Source organism: Pseudomonas sp. VI4.1, from assembly GCF_002029345.1.
Classification (GTDB): Bacteria; Pseudomonadota; Gammaproteobacteria; order Pseudomonadales; family Pseudomonadaceae; genus Aquipseudomonas.
The window spans coordinates 23,286-40,865 of record NZ_MULM01000129.1 but is presented as its reverse complement, the minus strand read 5'-3'; the positions used below and the strand labels follow the sequence as shown (position 1 = coordinate 40,865).

Genomic DNA, 17,580 nt, shown 5'->3' with positions numbered 1-17,580 from the left:
CAAGCCCGGCTCCCACAGGATCAATGCAGTCCTTGTGGGAGGCGGGCTTGCCCGCGAAGAGGCCGTCATGATCGGAGCATGTTCCGGATCAGAACAAGAGATTCAAATCAGCGCTGAACAACCTGTAGGGTGTTCTGCTCTTTCGGCAGAACCCGCTTGGCAACCACATAGTGTTTTTCCCAATACGGTTTGTTCAGGGTGTCGATGCTGACCGATTTGCCACGGCGAGGTGCGTGGATAAAGCGGTCGTTGCCCAGGTAGATGGCAACATGATTGACCCTGCGACTCTTGATGTTGAAGAAAATCAGGTCGCCAGGCTTCAGATCCTTGCGATCGACTTTCTCGCCATGACCGCTGGCCATGGCGTTCGACGTGCGCGGCAGGTCAAACGTGGCGTCGTTGAACGCGTATTTCACCAGGCCGCTGCAATCGAAACCTTTGCTTGGGCTGCTGCCGCCCCAACGGTACGGAGTGCCGAGCACGTTGACGGCGCGGCTCAGCACATTGCTGCTTTCCTTACTCGCCATTGGCGGAACCAGGCTGCTCTTGTTCTTGCTGGTGCTGGTATTGCTGCTGTTCAGGTAAGGGGAACGTGGTCCTGCTTTCTTGTACTTGCTCGAAGGAACAGATACATGGGATTTGGGGGTGTAACCATTAACGTTTGGAAGACGTTGCTCACGGTTGGTGGCGTGGGCGGCCAGGGGCAATAATAGGCAAATGGTTAGCCATGTCTTGAAAAATGGACGCATTAGGCAAGGCTCATATGGGTGAACGCGCAACTTTATAACAGCTTTTTGGTCTTTTTTAAGTCCGTTGGTCGATTCCGCCTGGTCGCAAAGGAACCAAATAAGCAAAAAGTTGACGCGGGTTTTGGCAATAAGTCTTTTGCGAACAAGGCTTTGGCGCAGATTGACGTGGCCGGATGCCATGCGTCGGCCACCTGTAAAAAAGTCACAAAGTTTTAAAGAATATTTATCTATCGTGTGAATCGAGGTCCTCCATGAACACCTATCAACACCCCGTTCCACATCAGGACACCCACAGCAAAGTGATCGGCTACCTGCTGTGGATTTTCGGTTTTACCGGGGCTCACCGCTTCTATTACGGCAAGCCGGTGACCGGGACGATCTGGTTCTTCACCCTCGGTTTGCTGGGTATTGGCTGGCTGATCGATCTGTTTCTGATCCCGGCCATGGACCGTGAAGCGGACTTGCGATTTACCGCCGGGCCTATCGAATACAACGTTGCCTGGATTCTGCTGACGTTTCTTGGGGTGTTCGGCGTACACCGGATGTATCAGGGCAAGTGGATCAGCGGGTTGTTGTACCTGCTGACGGGCGGGTTGTTCTTTCTGGGGGTGCTGTATGACTTCTGGACCTTGAACGACCAGGTGTCGATTCGCAATGCGCAGAACAGAGGCGCCTTCCAGTAAGTCTTCGCGAGCAAGCCCGCTCCCACAGTGGATCTTTAGTGAACACAAAAATTGTGTACACCACCGATCAAATGTGGGAGCGGGCTTGCTCGCGAATGCAGGCGACTCGTTCTTAAGCCTGGTGAGTGATGCGCCCATCCACCAGGGTGTACCGCACCACACCCGGCAAACTGTGCCCCATGAACGGGCAGTTCTCACCCTTGGACCGCCAGGTTTCGCCGGCCACGGTCGAGGTTGCAGGGTCGAACAGCACGATATCCGCCGCCCCACCCACCGCCAACTTGCCCGCCGGCAGGCGCAAGGCCTCGGCAGGTCCGGCGCTGAGGCGCGCCAATAACGTTGGCAGGTCCAGCAAACCGTCTTCCAGCAACGTCATCGCCAGTGGCAGCAACAACTCGACGCTGCTGATGCCCGGTTCGGTGGCACCGAAGGGCGCCAGTTTCGCGTCCCGCTCATGGGGCTGATGATGGCTGGAAATCGCTGATATCACACCGGACTTCACCGCCTCGCGCAGGCCATCGCGGTCGGCACGGGTGCGCAGCGGCGGCTGGACGTGATAGAGGCTGCTGAAGTCGATCAGCGCTTCATCCGTCAGAATCAGCTGGTACAGCGCGACATCGGCCGTTACCGGCAGGCCGCGCGCCTGGGCCTGGGCGATCAGGGCGACGCCGCGTGCGCTGGTGAGCTGGCTGAAGTGCGCGCGCACGCCGCTTTGCTCGACCAGCAACAGGTCCCGGGCCAGGGCCACGGTCTCGGCCGTTTCCGGAATGCCCGGCAAACCGAGAAAACTGGCGGTCGGGCCATCATGGGCCAGGCCACCTTCGGCCAGATCATGGTCCTGGGAGTTGAAAATCACCGTCAGGTCGAAGGTCGCGGCGTATTCCAGCGCCCGGCACAAGGTGCGGGTGTTGCGGAAGCTCTCCAGGCCATTGCCGAAAGCCACGCAGCCGGCATCGCGCAATGCCACGAGCTCTGCCAGCTGTTCGCCGTCCAGGCCTTTGCTCAGGGCGCCAATCGGAAACACCTTGGTGTTGCCTGCCTCGCGGGCGCGATCGAGGATCAGTTCGGCCACGGCCGAGGTGTCCAGCACCGGTTTGGTCTGCGGTGGGCAGCACAGGCTGGTCACGCCGCCGGCTGCGGCAGCGCGGGTTTCGCTGATGATCGAACCTTTGCGGCTGTAACCCGGTTCGCGCAGGGCGACGTTCAGGTCAACCAGGCCAGGCGCGGCCACCAGGCCTTGGGCGTCGATGGTGTCGACGGCGACAAAACCGGCCGGGGCGGCGCCAATGGCGACGATCTTGCAGGCTTCAACGTGGATATCAGTCACTTGATCCAGGCCGCTGCTTGGATCGATAACGCGGGCGCCGAGAATGCTGAGCTTCACTGGGCGTTCTCCTGCTCGAATTGGCCTTGCTCGAATTGACGTTGCGCAGTCTGCCCGCTCATGGCCATGGACAGCACGGCCATACGAATGGCGATGCCATAGGTCACCTGGTTGAGGATCACCGAGTGCGGGCCGTCCGCCACGGCGGACTCGATCTCCACCCCACGGTTGATCGGCCCCGGGTGCATGACGATGGCATCCGGTTTGGCGCCGGCCAGGCGCGCGGTGGTCAGGCCGAACAGGCGGTAGAACTCGCCTTCGCTCGGCAGCAGGCCGCCGGCCATGCGCTCGCGCTGCAGGCGCAGCATGATCACCACGTCGACATCTTTCAGGCCTTCGGTCATGTCGGTGTAGACCTTGACGCCGTATTGCTCGACGCCGATCGGCAGCAGGGTTTTCGGCGCGATCACGCGGATGTCCGGGCAACCGAGGGTTTTCAGGGCCAGCATGTTCGAACGCGCGACCCGCGAATGCAGGATGTCGCCGACGATGGCCACCGAGAGGTTTTCGAAGCTGCCTTTGTGCCGACGGATGGTGAGCATGTCGAGCATGCCCTGGGTCGGGTGGGCATGTCGGCCGTCGCCGCCATTGATGATCGCCACTTGCGGGCAGACGTGCTCGGCAATGAAGTGGGCCGCGCCGGAGTCACCGTGACGCACGACGAACATGTCGGCGGCCATGGCTTCCAGGTTGCGCAGGGTATCGAGCAGGGTTTCCCCCTTGCTCGCCGACGATGTGGACACGTTGAGGGTGATCACGTCGGCCGACAGCCGCTGGGCCGCCAGTTCAAAGGTGGTGCGGGTGCGGGTGGAGTTCTCGAAGAACACGTTGCACACGGTCTTGCCCCGCAGCAACGGGACTTTTTTCACCGCCCGGGCGCCGACTTCGAGGAACGAGTCCGCGGTGTCGAGGATTTCCGTCAGCAACTCGCGGCGCAGACCGTCGAGCGAGAGGAAGTGGCGCAGCTGGCCCTGATCATTGAGCTGCAGCGGGCGCTTGGTTTCTAGAGGCGTCATCGCGAGGGGGACTCTCAATAGGGCGAATTAAAAGGCGAGGTCTTGCAGTTCGAGCTTGAGCTCCGGACCGGACAGTTTCACGCGCTCGTGGGCGGCCAGCGACAGGGTCGCGCCCACTACGTCCGGGCGAATCGGCAACTCGCCGGCGTCCAGGTCCAGCAGGCAGACCAGCGTCACGCTGGCCGGGCGGCCGTAGTCGAAGAGTTCATTCAGGGCGGCGCGGATGGTCCGGCCACTCATCAGCACGTCGTCGATCAGCACCAGATGCTGGCCTTCGATCTCGAAGGGCAGGGCGGACGGGCGCACTTGCGGGTGCAGGCCGTTCTGGCTGAAGTCGTCACGGTAGAAGGAAACGTCCAGCGTGCCCAAGGGCGAGTCGCTGCCCAGTTCGTCGAGCAGCGCCTGGGCGACCCAGATGCCGCCGGTACGAATGCCGATATAACGCGGTTCGCTGATGCCGCGGTGTTCCAGGTGGTCCTTGAGGCGAATCGCCATCTGGCTGATCAGTTCGCCGGGATTAGGCAGGCTCATGGTTTGCTCCTTCTTCGGCCCGAGCCGGGCTTTTGCGGTATAGCGCTTGGGCAGGGCTCGGGTTGTAGCTAAAAGAGACGCGCAGCGGCTCAACAGGATCGGTTGCGGTCAGGATTCGAACAGTGCGGTGTTTTCGTCGAGCCAGCCTTGCAGCAGCAGGGCGGCGGCGATGGCGTCGACCGGGTTGTCGCGGTAACTGCCCTTTTGCCCGCCGCGGTCACGCCGCTCGCCCTTGGCTTCAAAGGTGGTCAGGCGTTCGTCGTGGGTATAGAAGGGCAGGTTGTAGCGGCCGTTCAGGCGCCGGGCGAATTTTCCCGCCCGCAGGCACATGTCGCTCGGTGTGCCGTCCATGTTCAATGGCAGGCCGACCACCACGGCATCGGGTTTCCACTCCTTGATCAGCGCTTCGACCTGATTCCAGTCGGGAATGCCGTTCTGTGCCTTCAAGGTGCACAGCTCGCGCGCCTGGCCGGTAATCACCTGGCCGACCGCGACGCCGATCTGTTTGGTGCCGTAATCGAAACCCAGAATCAACCGCAGGGCCATCAGGCGTGCCCCGCCTGGCTGGTCAGCAGGCTGAGGTTGACGCCCAGGTGCCTGGCCGCCGCTTCCAGGCGCAATTCACTGCTGGTGTTGAACAGGATGTCGGCGTCGAACGGGCAGGTCAGCCAGGCATTGTCGGCCAGTTCGGCCTCCAGTTGCCCGGCTTCCCATCCGGCGTAGCCCAGGGTGATCACGCTTTTCGCGGGGCCGACGCCGTCGGCGATGGCGAACAGCACGTCCTGGGAGGTCGACAGCGACAACTCGCCTTCCAGATCAACGGTCGCCTGAAATGTTTTTCCCGACGGGTGCAGGACAAAACCGCGATCGGTCTGCACCGGCCCGCCGATAAAGATCGGCACATGCTGGCAGAGGGCCGGCGGTTCGATGTCGGGGCGCAATTGCTCGAGGATATCGGCCAGGTTCAGGTCTTGCGGACGGTTGACCACCAGCCCCATGGCACCATTGGCCGTGTGCTCGACGATGTAGGTCAAGGTGTGCGCAAAGTTCGGGTCGGCCATGTGAGGCATGGCGATCAGGAAGTGATGCTTGAGGTAGCTTGGGCTGACGTTCTTCATGAGCGCTAGTGTGGCGTTGGAGGGGCAAACTGACAAGCCGGCTCCTACAGGGGGGCGTCAGTTACTGGAGAGCCGATCCCCACGGGCGAATTTCCAGGTACGGATGATTTCCAGCCGGTCGATGTCCGACAAGTCCCCGGTAAACGGCGAAAACGGCGCCGCAAGCCGCACGATGCGCTGCGCCGCCTGGTCCAGCAGCGGTTGCCCGGACGACTCCAGCACCAGCACTTCATACAGCGAGCCGTCGCGGTTGATGGAGACCATCAGGCGCAAGTTGCCGTAGATCTGTTTGCGCCGGGCCTCGTCCGGGTAATTGAGGTTGCCGATGCGCTCGACCTTCTTGCGCCATTCATCCTTGTACCAGGCGCCCTTGTCGCGCATGGTCGAGGCGGCGCTCAGGCGGTGGATACGCGGGCGCTTGGCGTACAGCTGTTGTTCGTTGGCCAGCTCCGCTTCGAGGCTGGCGATGTCGCTGGACAGCTGTTCACTGTCGAACGTCGGCGCCGCCACCTTGGGTTTGGTGTCGGTCTTGGGCTCTGCGGTCTTGGCCGGGGCTTTTTTCGGTTTGGGCGCGACGGTGGTCACGGCTGCCTTGGGCGGGGCTTCCCGTACTTCAGGCTTGGCTGCCGGTGGTGGTGTGACTTTCTTTACCTTGTTGTCCTGGAACGGCGCGACCTCGGTGGTCTTGGGGATCGCCTTCTTTTCCAGGGTGCCGCTGCCTTGCTGGTTTTCCTGGGCAAGGAAATCGGCTTTTTCCGGCTTTTTTTCGCTTTTGAAGGTGGCGAGGGTGATTTCCAGGGTTTTGCTGATCTGCTTGGGTTCGACCATCGTAAAGCCGACACCCAAGAGCAAGGCCAGGTGAATCAGCGCCGCCAGGAACAGGGTAAAACCGAGGCGATCGACCGGGCGCACGCCACGATGGGCGAGTTCAACGGGCAGATCGGACGGAAGCGTCATGACAAAAAAACCAACATCGCGTTTTTACGGGCCCGGCATGATAACGCAATGTTGGTTTTTAGCTTCAAGCGACAAGCTTCGAGCGACAAGCTGTATGCCGCGTGCTTCAAGCTTGCGGCTTGAGGCTTGCAGCTTGCAGCTTCTTCTCGATGGCATCCATCAGCAGGCCGCCGATGTCGGTGCCGAACGCATTATCAATCTCGCGAATGCAGGTCGGGCTGGTGACGTTGATTTCCGTCAGGTGCTCGCCGATTACATCGAGGCCGACGAACAGCAGGCCTTTCTCGCGCAGGGTCGGGCCGACCTGGGCGGCAATCCAGCGGTCTTTCTCGGTCAGCGGACGCGCTTCGCCACGCCCACCGGCGGCCAGGTTGCCGCGGGTTTCGCCCGCTGCCGGGATGCGCGCCAGGCAGTAATCCACCGGTTCGCCATCGATCATCAGGATGCGCTTGTCGCCATCGACGATCGCCGGCAGGTAACCCTGGATCATGATCTGCTGATTGCCGTGCAGGGTCAGGGTTTCGAGGATCACCGACAGGTTCGGGTGGCCGGCGGTGTGGCGGAAGATCGACGATCCGCCCATGCCGTCCAGCGGCTTGAGGATCACGTCGCCGTGGTGATCGGCGAACTCACGCAATACGTCCGGGCGACGGCTGACGATGGTCGGCGGCGTGCACTGCGGGAACAGCGTGGCGAACAGTTTCTCGTTGCAGTCGCGCAGGCTTTGCGGCTTGTTGACCACCAGTACGCCAGCGCGCTCGGCCTGCTCCAGCAGGTACGTGGAGTAGACGAACTCCATGTCGAACGGCGGGTCCTTGCGCATCAGGATCACGTCCAGGTCGCTCAGCAGCGAATCCTGCTCGGCGTCCAGTTCGAACCATTTTTCCGGGTTGGCGAAGACTTTCAACGGACGCATCCGCGCCCGCGCTTCGCCTTCGGCCTGGTACAAATCCCGCTGTTCCATATAGAACAGTTCCCAACCGCGCTTCTGCGCGGCCAGCAGCATGGCCAGCGAGCTATCCTTTTTATAGGAGATGCCGGCAATAGGATCCATGACAATCCCGACGCGAACGCTCATGGGTGTTTCCTCAAGATTTGGGGGGCTATGGCGATCTGCTGTAGGAGCAAGCTTGCTCGCGATGGTCGTCAACGATAACGCTGGTAGCCTGACACCCCGCGGGGTTCTCAGGTTCATCGCGAGCAAGCTCGCTCCTACACAAAAAATCAATCCACAGGACCGTATAAAAGTGGCGTCAGAGTGGCGCTGAGTGTGTTCCGGGTCAAGGAAAAACCGCCGCGCCGGTCCCCCGATAGATTGGATTTGGAGACTGTGCTAAAAAGGCTGCCATATCGTGTGGGGCCTTGAACATCAAGGGTTTCAAGCCTCCGGTGGGCGCGCATGGACAATTTGATTCGCAAAGGCGACGGTAGAGCACTTATGGAACAGCATTCCAGCGCCTTGAAGGTCATGGTGATCGACGATTCGAAGACGATTCGCCGCACCGCCGAAACGCTGTTGAGGAACGTGGGTTGTGAGGTCATCACGGCCATTGATGGTTTCGATGCCCTGGCCAAGATTGTCGATAATCACCCCGGCATCATCTTTGTCGACATCATGATGCCGCGTCTGGACGGTTATCAGACCTGCGCCTTGATCAAGAACAACAGCGCGTTCAAATCCACACCGGTGATTATGCTGTCGTCCAAGGACGGGCTGTTCGACAAGGCCAAGGGGCGCATCGTCGGCTCCGACCAGTTTTTGACCAAGCCTTTCAGCAAGGAAGAACTGCTGAACGCGATCCAGGCCCATGTACCGGGCTTCGCCGCCGTTTTGCCGCAGTAAGACACCACAGTGACGCTCGGCCAGCGGGCCCGGTGTCGACAAGAATGGGGAAGACCATGGCACGTATTCTGATCGTCGATGATTCGCCGACCGAAATGTACAAACTGACCGGCATGCTGGAAAAGCACGGTCATGAAGTGTTGAAAGCCGAAAACGGCGCCGACGGCGTGGCCCTGGCCCGCCAGGAAAAACCCGACGCGGTGCTGATGGACATCGTCATGCCCGGCCTCAACGGTTTTCAGGCGACCCGCCAGCTGACCAAAGACCCGGAAACCGGACACATTCCGGTAATCATCATCACCACCAAGGATCAGGAAACCGACAAGGTCTGGGGCACGCGTCAGGGGGCCAAGGACTACCTGACCAAACCGGTCGACGAAGACACCCTGATCAAGACCCTGAACAACGTACTGGCCGGTTGATATCCCCGCCATGACCGAGTCGCTGACCGCCTTCGAACTGCTGCTGCAGATCGATCGGCGTTGTCGTCTGCTGGCGGCGGACCTGCCGTCCCAGCCGTTCCGACAGGACAGCTGGAGCGGTATCGGTTTTCGCCTGGGCGAGCGCTGGTACGTCGCGCCCATGGGCGAAATCAGCGAAGTGTTGCACGAACCGCGGTGCACTCAGCTGCCGGGCGTCAAGCCCTGGGTCAGGGGCGTTGCCAACTTGCGTGGGCGATTGCTGCCGATCATGGATGTGTGTGGCTTCTTCGGTCATGAACTGTCGCCTCTGCGCAAGCAGCGGCGGGTGTTGGTGGTGGAGCATGGCGATATGTTCACCGGGTTGATGGTCGATGAAGTCTTCGGCTTGCAGCACTTCGCCCAGGACAGCCTGGAGCCAGTGCCACCGAGCGAGCTGAACGGCCCGATCGGAGCCTTCGTCAAAGGCCGGTTTCAGCGTGAGCATAATTGGCAGGTGTTCAGCCCGTTTGCGTTGGTGCAGTCGCAAAGTTTCCTGAACGTCGCGCTGGACCCCTGTAGGAGCGAGCTTGCTCGCGATGGTCGTCAACGATAACGGTGCAAGCCTGACACCCCGCGGTGTTCTCAGGTTCATCGTCGGAGCGCCGCCCGGAGCAAGCTCGCTCCTACAGGAGTTCTCGGCAAGGATCACAGGTTGGGTTAAAGGCGAGGACCGATGACAAAAGCAAAAACAGGCAAGCCGGAAGGGTCGCGTAGCCGCTCGCAGATCGTCGCGCTGTTCATCGCGCTGATCGTCTTCATCATGCTGCTGTTCGCCCACTTCGCTTACCTCAATACCCAGGCCACGTACGACAAGCAGTACATCGGTCACGCCGGCGAACTGCGCGTGCTGTCCCAACGCATTGCCAAGAACGCCACCGAAGCCGCGGCGGGCAAGGCGGCGGCGTTCAAGCTGCTCAGCGACGCGCGCAATGATTTTGCCCGGCGTTGGGGCTACTTGAAGAACGGCGACCCTGCCACCGGCCTGCCGCCAGCGCCGTCCACCGTGCGCCCGGAGATGCGCGCCGTGCAGCTGGATTGGGAGCGTCTGCTGAAAAACACCGACACCATCCTCGCAAGCGAACAGACCGTCCTGTCCCTGCATCAGGTTGCCGCCACCCTGGCCGAAACCGTGCCGCAGCTGCAGGTCGAATACGAAAAGGTCGTCGAAATCCTCCTGCAGCGCGGTGCGCCGGCCGCACAGGTGGCGATGGCCCAGCGTCAGACGCTGCTGGCTGAACGTATCCTCGGCGCGGTGAACACCGTGCTGTCCGGAGACGAAAGCTCGCAACAGGCCGCCGACGCGTTTGGGCGCGACGCCGCGCGATTCGGCCAGGTGCTCACTGGCATGCTCCAGGGTAACCCGGCGCTGAAGGTGAGCCAGGTCGAAGACCGCGATGCCCGCGCCCGGTTGATCGAGATTTCCGAACTGTTCGAATTCGTCTCGGGTTCGGTGGACGAAATCCTCGAAACGTCGCCAGAGCTGTTCAAGGTCCGGGAATCGGCCAGCCACATTTTTACCTTGTCGCAAACCCTGCTCGACGAAGCCTCGCTCCTGGCCACCGGGTTCGAAAACCTCGCCGGCGGGCGCAACACCGACACCATTGGCGGCTATGTTCTGGGCCTCGCGGCACTGATGTCGATCATCCTCATCGGGCTGGTGATGGTGCGCGAAACCAATCGTCAGTTGCGCGAGACGGCCGAGAAGAACGAGCGCAACCAGAACGCAATCATGCGGCTGCTGGACGAAATCGAGGACCTGGCCGACGGCGACCTGACCGTGACCGCCACGGTGACCGAAGACTTCACCGGGACCATCGCCGATTCGATCAACTACTCCGTCGATCAGTTGCGCGACCTGGTGGCGACGATCAACCTCACGGCCGGCCAGGTTGCCGCCGCCGTGCAGGAAACCCAGGCCACCGCCATGCACCTGGCGCAGGCCTCGGAGCATCAGGCCCAGCAGATTGCCGAAGCGTCCACGGCGATCAACGACATGGCCGAGTCCATCGATCAGGTCTCGGCCAACGCGGCCGAATCTTCGGCGGTGGCCGAGCGTTCGGTGGAAATCGCCAACAAGGGCAACGAAGTGGTGCATAACACGATCCGCGGCATGGACAATATTCGCGAGCAGATTCAGGACACCGCCAAGCGCATCAAGCGACTGGGTGAGTCTTCCCAGGAAATCGGCGATATAGTCAGCCTGATCGATGACATTGCCGACCAGACCAATATCCTCGCCCTGAATGCGGCGATCCAGGCATCCCTGGCCGGTGACGCCGGACGCGGGTTTGCCGTGGTGGCCGACGAAGTGCAACGACTGGCCGAGCGTTCGTCCGCTGCGACGCGACAGATCGAAACCCTGGTGCGGGCGATCCAGACCGACACCAACGAAGCGGTGATTTCCATGGAGCAGACCACCACCGAAGTGGTGCGCGGCGCGCGTCTGGCGCAGGATGCCGGGGTGGCCCTGGAAGAAATCGAAGGGGTGTCGAAGACCCTGGCGGCGCTGATCCAGAGTATTTCCAACGCCGCGCAGCAACAGACGTCCTCGGCCGGGCAGATTTCCCTGACGATGAACGTGATCCAGCAGATCACCACGCAAACCTCGTCCGGTTCCACCGCCACCGCCGAAAGCATCGGCAACCTGGCGAAAATGGCCAGTCAGCTGCGACGTTCGGTGTCCGGGTTCACCTTGCCGGCCACCCGGGCGCAGGCTGCTGATAAAGTGTGAAGCGCCCTGGGGCGTATGATTCCTGATTGGGGTGCGGACTGGAGTGGTTATGGGTGATCGGCACGACTATGTGGCCCTCGAGTGGGTCAAGGGCGAGATTGCCGAAACGTTGAAAGTGGCGCATCAGGCGATCGTCACCTTGCTGGATGACCCGCAGGCGACGCACGCCCTGAGCGAGTGCCTGGCGTGCATCCATCAGGTTCATGGCAGCCTGCAGATGGTCGAATTCTACGGCGCGGCGCTGTTCGCCGAAGAAATGGAGCAACTGACCCGCGCCCTGCTGCGCCACCGTGTCAGCCTTCGCGAGGAGGCGATCCATCTGTTGCTGCAGGCCCTCGGGCAACTGCCGATCTACCTCGACCGGGTGCAAAGCGTCCGTCGGGACCTGCCGCTGGTCATGTTGCCGTTGATCAACGATCTGCGCACCGTCCGCGGCGAAGGCCTGTTGTCGGAAACCAGCCTGTTCATCCCGCAATTGCCGGACCTGCCGCCACTGGATGAGCAATCCCTGGCGTTGCTGGAGCCGGCGGATTTGCCTGATGTGCTACGCAAGCTGCGGCAGATGTTGCAGATGGCCCTGGCCGGTTTGCTGCGCGAACAGGATGAGGAGGCTAATCTCGGGTATCTGGCCCAGGTGTTTTCGCGCCTGGAAGGGCTGTGTGGCCCTGCGCCACTGGGGCCGTTGTGGCAAGTCGCCTCGGCGCTGGTCGAAGGCATGCGCAGCGGCGCGATCGCCAACAGCCCGGCCTTGCGAAGCCTGTTCAAGGAGGCCGATCAGGAACTCAAACGGCTGCTCGAACGGGGCATGCCCGGCATCAATCAGCCGGCGCCACCGATGCTGCTCAAGCGTTTGCTGTTTTACATTGCCAAGGCCGAACACCCCACCGGGCAGATGCTGACCATGAAAGATCGCTACGGACTGGACGATGCGCTGCCTGACAGTGCGATGGTCGATGAAGAACGGGCACGGCTGGCCGGCCCCGACCGCGACGCCATGCGCTCGGTGCTTTCGGCGCTGTGCGAAGAACTGGTGCGGGTCAAGGAGCGCCTGGACCTGTTCGTGCGCAGCGACCGCCAGCACACCTCGGACCTCGAGAGCTTGCTGGCGCCGCTGAGGCAAATCGCCGACACCCTGGCGGTGCTCGGTTTCGGCCAGCCACGCAAGGTCATCATCGACCAGTTGGCGGTGGTACTGAGCCTGGCCCAAGGCCAGCGCGAGCCCAATGACGCAATCCTGATGGATGTCGCCGGCGCCTTGCTCTATGTCGAAGCGACCCTGGCCGGCATGGTCGGCACCGTCGAGCCTCAAAGCCAGGAAGAAAGCCGTCTACCAACCACGGACCTGACGCAGATCCACCAGATCGTGATGAAGGAAGCCCGCATTTGCCTGCAACAGGCCAAGGACATGATCGTCGACTACATCGACGCCGACTGGGATCGCCAGCACCTGCAGCCACTGCCGGCGCTGCTGACCCAGGTGCGCGGCGCGCTGGCGATGATTCCGTTGAGCCGCGCGGCGAGCCTGATCGAAACCTGCAACCAGTTTATCCACGAGCATCTGTTGCTGGATCCGGATCACCCCGGCTGGCAGGAACTCGACAGCCTGGCCGACATCGTGACCAGCATCGAGTACTACCTGGAGCGCCTTGGCGACGATCCCGAAGCGCCGGGCGAACATCTGCTCGACGTCGCGCAAAAGAGCCTGGCCGCCCTCGGCTTTTTCCCCAGCGAGCAACAGGTGCCGGTGCTTGAAGAGGTGCTCAGCCCGACGCAGGCACAGCTGATGCGCGATCATCAGGAACTGGACGATCCGGCCCTCCTGCAGACCCTGGCCGATGTGCTGGGCAGTCCCGTCGCTGCCGACAACCCGCCGGCGGATGAGGTGACGCAGGATGTTGCGGCGCTGGATCCGGTGTTGCTGGAGATTTTTCGCAACGAAGCCGAAACCCATTTGGGCAGTCTCAACCGCTTCCTCGACCGGGCTGCCGAGCAGCTGCCGTTGCAGGCCAGCGACGAGTTGCAGCGGGCCTTGCACACTCTCAAGGGCAGCGCCTCCATGGCGGGCGTTTTGCCGATTGCCGAGCTGGCAGCGCCGCTGGATCATCTGACCCGGGAATACAAGGCCCACCTGCTGGCGCTGGATCTGGATGAGGTCGAACTGTTGCTGGAGGCTGAAGGACTGTTCCGTCTCGGGCTGCGGCAACTCAAGCGCGACCCGCTGGCCGGGATTCCCGGTGCCCGCTCGTTGATCGAGCGCACCCAGGCGTTGCTGGCCGAGCGTCTGCAAAGTCTACTGAGTGCACCCAATACCGGGCTGCGCATCAAGCGCGATCCGCAGTTGATCAACAACTTTCTCGCCCAGGGCATGGACATTCTGCTGGATGCCGAAAGCCTGTTGCGGCGTTGGCAGGAACATCCCGGCGAGCGGCAGGAACTCAGTGCACTGCTGGACGAATTGACCACCCTGGGCGAAGGCGCGCACCTGGCCGATCTGCATCCGGTGGATGAGCTCTGCGAAGCCTTGCTCGACCTCTATGGCGCGGTGGAGGAAAGCAGCCTGGCGGTCAGCGAGCGGTTTTTTCACGAGGCGCAAAGTGCCCACGAAGCATTGATCAACATGCTCGACGAACTGGCCGCTGGCCAGGAAGTCAGCCCGCAACCGGAGCGGATCCAGGCCTTGCGCGGCTTGCTCGATGAGGGCCTCGATCCCTCGGCCATGGGCCTGATCCGTAGCGACGGCAGCCGAACCCTGAGCATTCGCGAGCTGGGCAGCGCTACGGCTGAACTGGCACAGACCGCAACCGAATTCGGCCTCCCGCAATCCCCTGATGTAGGAGCTGGCTTGCCAGCGAAGGACTCACAGGCGCCGCGTTTATCCATGGAAAACGCGTCATCGTTAACGACCTTCGCTGCAAGCAGCTCCTACAGGGGGCCGTGTCGGGCTGGACGATGAGATCGTCGCGATCTTCCTCGAAGAAGCGGTGGATATCCTCGACAGCGCCGGCCAGGCCCTGCAACGCTGGCTGGGCGACCCGGACAACGCCGCGCCGCTGTTGTCCTTGCAGCGTGACCTGCACACCCTCAAGGGTGGTGCGCGGATGGCCGACGTCGACCCCGTCGGTGACCTGGCCCATGAGTTGGAAAGCCTTTACGAAGGCCTGGTCGATCGCCGTTTCAGTCACGGCGAAGCCTTGGCGCAGCTGCTGCAACACAGCCATGACCGACTCGCCGAGTTGCTTGAGCAACTGCAACACCAGCAGCCATTGACCGATCCGGGGGAGTTGATCGACGTCATTCGCCACTACCGTCAGGACAATGCCCGTACCCTTGAGCGGGTCGAGCCCGCGCCGGCCAACGAATCGGCCGCCCATGATCCCGAGTTGCAGGACATCTTCCTCGAGGAAGGTTTCGACATCATTGAAAACTCTGGCGCGGCATTGGTGCGCTGGCAAGCCGAACCGACCAATCGTCAGGAAGTGGAAACCCTGTTGCGCGATCTGCACACCCTCAAGGGGGGCGCGCGGATGGTCGAGATCGTCCCGATCGGCGACCTCGCCCATGAGCTCGAATTTCTCTACGAGGGCCTGTCCGCTGGCGTGCTGCAAGCCACCCCCGCGTTGTTCGCGCTGCTGCAAAGCAGCCATGACCGACTGGCGCAAATGCTCGACGCGACCCGCGCCGGGGACCCGTTGCCAGCGGCCGATCAACTGATCGACGCGATCAGGAATTTCAGCCACCCAGCGGTGCCTGAAACGCCGGCTGTCACACTCGCAACGCACAAGCCCGAGCCACTCGTGCTGCCACCTGACGCCGGCGCCGACATGGTCAAGGTCTCGGCTGAACTGCTCGACGACCTGGTCAACCTGGCCGGCGAAACCTCGATCTTCCGGGGGCGGATCGAGCAACAGGTCAATGATGCGCGCGTGGCCCTGAGCGAAATGGAAACCACCATTGAGCGCATGCGCGATCAGTTGCGCCGCCTCGATACCGAAACCCAGGGGCGGATTCTCAGCCGTCAGCAGGTCGATGCCGAACGCCTGGGCTACGAAGAATTCGATCCGCTGGAAATGGACCGTCATTCGCAGTTGCAGCAACTGTCGCGGGCGCTGTTCGAATCCGCCTCCGACCTGCTCGACCTCAAGGAAACGCTCGACCGGCGCAATCAGGACGCGGAAAACCTGCTGCAACAGCAGGGCCGCATCAACACCGAACTGCAGGAAGGCCTGATGCGCACGCGCATGGTGCCGTTCGAGCGCATGCTGCCGCGCTTGAAACGCATCGTCCGCCAGGTCTCCAGCGAACTGGGCAAGGACGTGGAGTTCATCGTCGGCAACGCTGAAGGCGAGATGGACCGTAACGTGCTCGAACGCATGGCGGCGCCGCTGGAGCACATGCTGCGCAATGCCGTGGACCACGGGCTGGAGTCCGCCGAGGTGCGTATCGCGGCCGGTAAACCGGCTCAGGGGCGGATTACCCTCGACCTGTCGCGAGAGGGCGGCGACATCATTTTCGACATCCGCGACGACGGGGCCGGCGTGCCGCTGGACGCGGTCCGGCGCAAGGCGATCAAGCGCGGCCTGCTGGCGCCGGACAGCCACATCAGCGACCGCGACGTGCTGCAGTTCATCCTGCAACCGGGGTTCTCCACCGCCGAGAAAATCACCCAGATTTCCGGGCGGGGCGTCGGCATGGACGTGGTTCACGAAGAAGTCCGGCAACTCGGCGGCACGATGAGCATCGACTCCGTGCCCGGGCAGGGCGTGCACTTCCGGATTCGCCTGCCGTTCACCGTCTCGGTCAACCGCGCGCTGATGGTGCAGTGCGGGGAGGATCAATACGCGATCCCGCTGAACACCATCGACGGTATCGTGCGTGTGTTGCCCAACGAACTCGAAGGGCATTACCGGCTCGATCCGCCGACCTACAACTACGCCGGGCAACACTATGAACTGTGTTACCTCGGTGAATTGCTCAAGACCAGCGCCCGTCCCAAATTGCTGGGCCAGAGCCTGCCGCTGCCGGTGTTGCTGGTGCAGTGCAACGAGCGACATGTTGCCGTGCAGGTCGATGCCATGGCTGGCACCCGCGAGATCGTGGTGAAAAGCCTCGGTCCGCAGTTCGCGGCGGTACAGGGGTTGTCCGGGGCCACGATCCTGGGTGATGGCCGGGTGGTGCTGATTGTCGATCTGCTGGCACCGATCCGCGCCATGCAGGCACGTGTGCCGCAGCGAGCATTGGCTCACGACGCGGAACCCGAGCCGCACAAACCGTTGCTGGTGCTGGTGGTCGACGATTCGGTCACCGTGCGCAAGGTCACCAGCCGTTTGCTCGAACGCCACGGCATGAACGTGCTGACCGCCAAGGACGGTGTCGACGCCATGTTGCTGCTCGAAGAACACCTGCCGGACCTGATGCTGCTGGACATCGAAATGCCGCGCATGGACGGCTTCGAAGTGGCGACCCGGGTGCGCGCGGACGAACGCTTGCGGCACCTGCCAATCATCATGATCACCTCGCGCACCGGCCAGAAACACCGCGACCGCGCCATGGCCATCGGCGTCAACGACTACCTCGGCAAGCCGTACCAGGAATCGGTGCTGCTCGACAGCATCGCCCTATGGAGCAAGACCCATGCTTGAGCATCGCACCAGCAACCTCACCGGACTGCTGTTGCCCCTGGCCGACCGTCACCTGATTTTGCCCAACGTCGCCGTCGCCGAGCTGATCGATTACCAACCGGGCACCTTCGATCTCGATGCGCCACCCTGGTTTCTCGGGCGGGTCGCGTGGCGTAACCGGCAGATTCCATTGCTCAGTTTCGAGTCGGCCTGTGGCAACAAGATCGTCATCGGTGAGCGGGCGCGGATTGTCATCCTCAATGCCCTTGGGGGGCTGCCGGAGCTGAAGTTCATTGCGCTGCTGGTGCAGGGGATTCCGCGCTCGTACAAGCTCGACAGTCAGTTGAGCTATGTGGATGTGCCGTTGTGTTCGCTGGAACAGGCGGCCGTGCAAATAGGGGAGCAGGTGGCGAAGGTGCCGGATTTGCTGGCGCTGGAGGCGTTGTTGGTGAGTGCCGGGCTCATATGACCGGACGCCTTCGCCGGCAA

Annotated in this window: 14 protein-coding genes and 1 pseudogene; 7 read left to right on the top strand and 8 right to left on the bottom strand. The window is 62.1% G+C overall.

Features of this window, described 5'->3' with window-relative positions:
* Nucleotides 1-107: 107 nt before the first annotated feature.
* The gene (locus tag BZ163_RS09600) at nucleotides 108-749 is read right to left on the bottom strand and encodes a C40 family peptidase (RefSeq protein WP_128870708.1); all 642 of its coding nucleotides are present in this window, start codon (nucleotides 747-749) and stop codon (nucleotides 108-110) included.
* A 251-nt stretch (nucleotides 750-1,000) separates the two neighbouring features.
* Between BZ163_RS09600 and BZ163_RS09595 the strand changes: the two genes are divergently transcribed.
* A complete protein-coding gene (locus BZ163_RS09595) occupies nucleotides 1,001-1,432 on the top strand; it encodes a TM2 domain-containing protein (RefSeq protein WP_128870705.1) in 432 nt (143 codons plus the stop codon).
* A 112-nt stretch (nucleotides 1,433-1,544) separates the two neighbouring features.
* Here BZ163_RS09595 and BZ163_RS09590 read toward each other — a convergent pair whose 3' ends face one another.
* From BZ163_RS09590 to gshB, 7 genes are all read right to left on the bottom strand, one after another.
* Nucleotides 1,545-2,816, bottom strand: coding sequence for a dihydroorotase (locus BZ163_RS09590; protein ID WP_128870704.1), 1,272 nt, complete (start codon nucleotides 2,814-2,816; stop codon nucleotides 1,545-1,547).
* Nucleotides 2,813-3,832, bottom strand: a complete 1,020-nt coding sequence (locus tag BZ163_RS09585; RefSeq protein WP_128870703.1) for an aspartate carbamoyltransferase catalytic subunit — start codon at nucleotides 3,830-3,832, stop codon at nucleotides 2,813-2,815. Before BZ163_RS09585 ends, BZ163_RS09590 begins: the two co-directional genes overlap by 4 nt.
* 27 nt (nucleotides 3,833-3,859) lie before the next feature.
* Nucleotides 3,860-4,363 (bottom strand): bifunctional pyr operon transcriptional regulator/uracil phosphoribosyltransferase PyrR, encoded by a 504-nt coding sequence (gene pyrR / locus BZ163_RS09580; protein WP_128870702.1) that lies wholly within the window; start codon nucleotides 4,361-4,363, stop codon nucleotides 3,860-3,862.
* 108 nt (nucleotides 4,364-4,471) lie between these two features.
* Nucleotides 4,472-4,909 carry a Holliday junction resolvase RuvX gene (gene ruvX, locus BZ163_RS09575; RefSeq protein ID WP_128870701.1) on the bottom strand — a complete coding sequence of 146 codons (438 nt, stop codon included), beginning with the start codon at nucleotides 4,907-4,909 and terminating at the stop codon, nucleotides 4,472-4,474.
* Complete coding sequence (locus tag BZ163_RS09570; protein ID WP_128870707.1) at nucleotides 4,909-5,481, bottom strand: YqgE/AlgH family protein; 573 nt, start codon at nucleotides 5,479-5,481, stop codon at nucleotides 4,909-4,911. Before BZ163_RS09570 ends, ruvX begins: the two co-directional genes overlap by 1 nt.
* A 57-nt stretch (nucleotides 5,482-5,538) precedes the next feature.
* The gene (locus BZ163_RS09565) at nucleotides 5,539-6,438 is read right to left on the bottom strand and encodes an energy transducer TonB (RefSeq protein ID WP_128870700.1); all 900 of its coding nucleotides are present in this window, start codon (nucleotides 6,436-6,438) and stop codon (nucleotides 5,539-5,541) included.
* 106 nt (nucleotides 6,439-6,544) lie between these two features.
* Nucleotides 6,545-7,516, bottom strand: a complete 972-nt coding sequence (gshB, locus tag BZ163_RS09560; protein ID WP_128870699.1) for a glutathione synthase — start codon at nucleotides 7,514-7,516, stop codon at nucleotides 6,545-6,547.
* Nucleotides 7,517-7,876: 360 nt separating this feature from the next.
* Here gshB and pilG point away from each other — a divergent pair, with 360 nt between their 5' ends.
* The 6 genes and pseudogenes from pilG (at nucleotide 7,877) to BZ163_RS09520 (ending at nucleotide 17,560) form a co-directional block, all read left to right on the top strand.
* Nucleotides 7,877-8,281, top strand: coding sequence for a twitching motility response regulator PilG (pilG, locus tag BZ163_RS09550; RefSeq protein WP_128870706.1), 405 nt, complete (start codon nucleotides 7,877-7,879; stop codon nucleotides 8,279-8,281).
* Between the two features lie 56 nt (nucleotides 8,282-8,337).
* A complete protein-coding gene (gene pilH / locus BZ163_RS09545; RefSeq protein WP_007897961.1) occupies nucleotides 8,338-8,703 on the top strand; it encodes a twitching motility response regulator PilH in 366 nt (121 codons plus the stop codon).
* A 10-nt stretch (nucleotides 8,704-8,713) separates the two neighbouring features.
* Nucleotides 8,714-9,295, top strand: a complete 582-nt coding sequence (locus BZ163_RS09540; RefSeq protein ID WP_128870697.1) for a chemotaxis protein CheW — start codon at nucleotides 8,714-8,716, stop codon at nucleotides 9,293-9,295.
* Nucleotides 9,296-9,415: 120 nt separating this feature from the next.
* The gene (locus BZ163_RS09530) at nucleotides 9,416-11,473 is read left to right on the top strand and encodes a methyl-accepting chemotaxis protein (protein WP_128870696.1); all 2,058 of its coding nucleotides are present in this window, start codon (nucleotides 9,416-9,418) and stop codon (nucleotides 11,471-11,473) included.
* Between the two features lie 49 nt (nucleotides 11,474-11,522).
* Nucleotides 11,523-17,112 (top strand): annotated as a pseudogene (locus BZ163_RS09525) (Hpt domain-containing protein).
* Nucleotides 17,105-17,560, top strand: coding sequence for a chemotaxis protein CheW (locus BZ163_RS09520; RefSeq protein WP_128870695.1), 456 nt, complete (start codon nucleotides 17,105-17,107; stop codon nucleotides 17,558-17,560). Before BZ163_RS09525 ends, BZ163_RS09520 begins: the two are co-directional and overlap by 8 nt.
* Nucleotides 17,561-17,580: the final 20 nt, after the last annotated feature.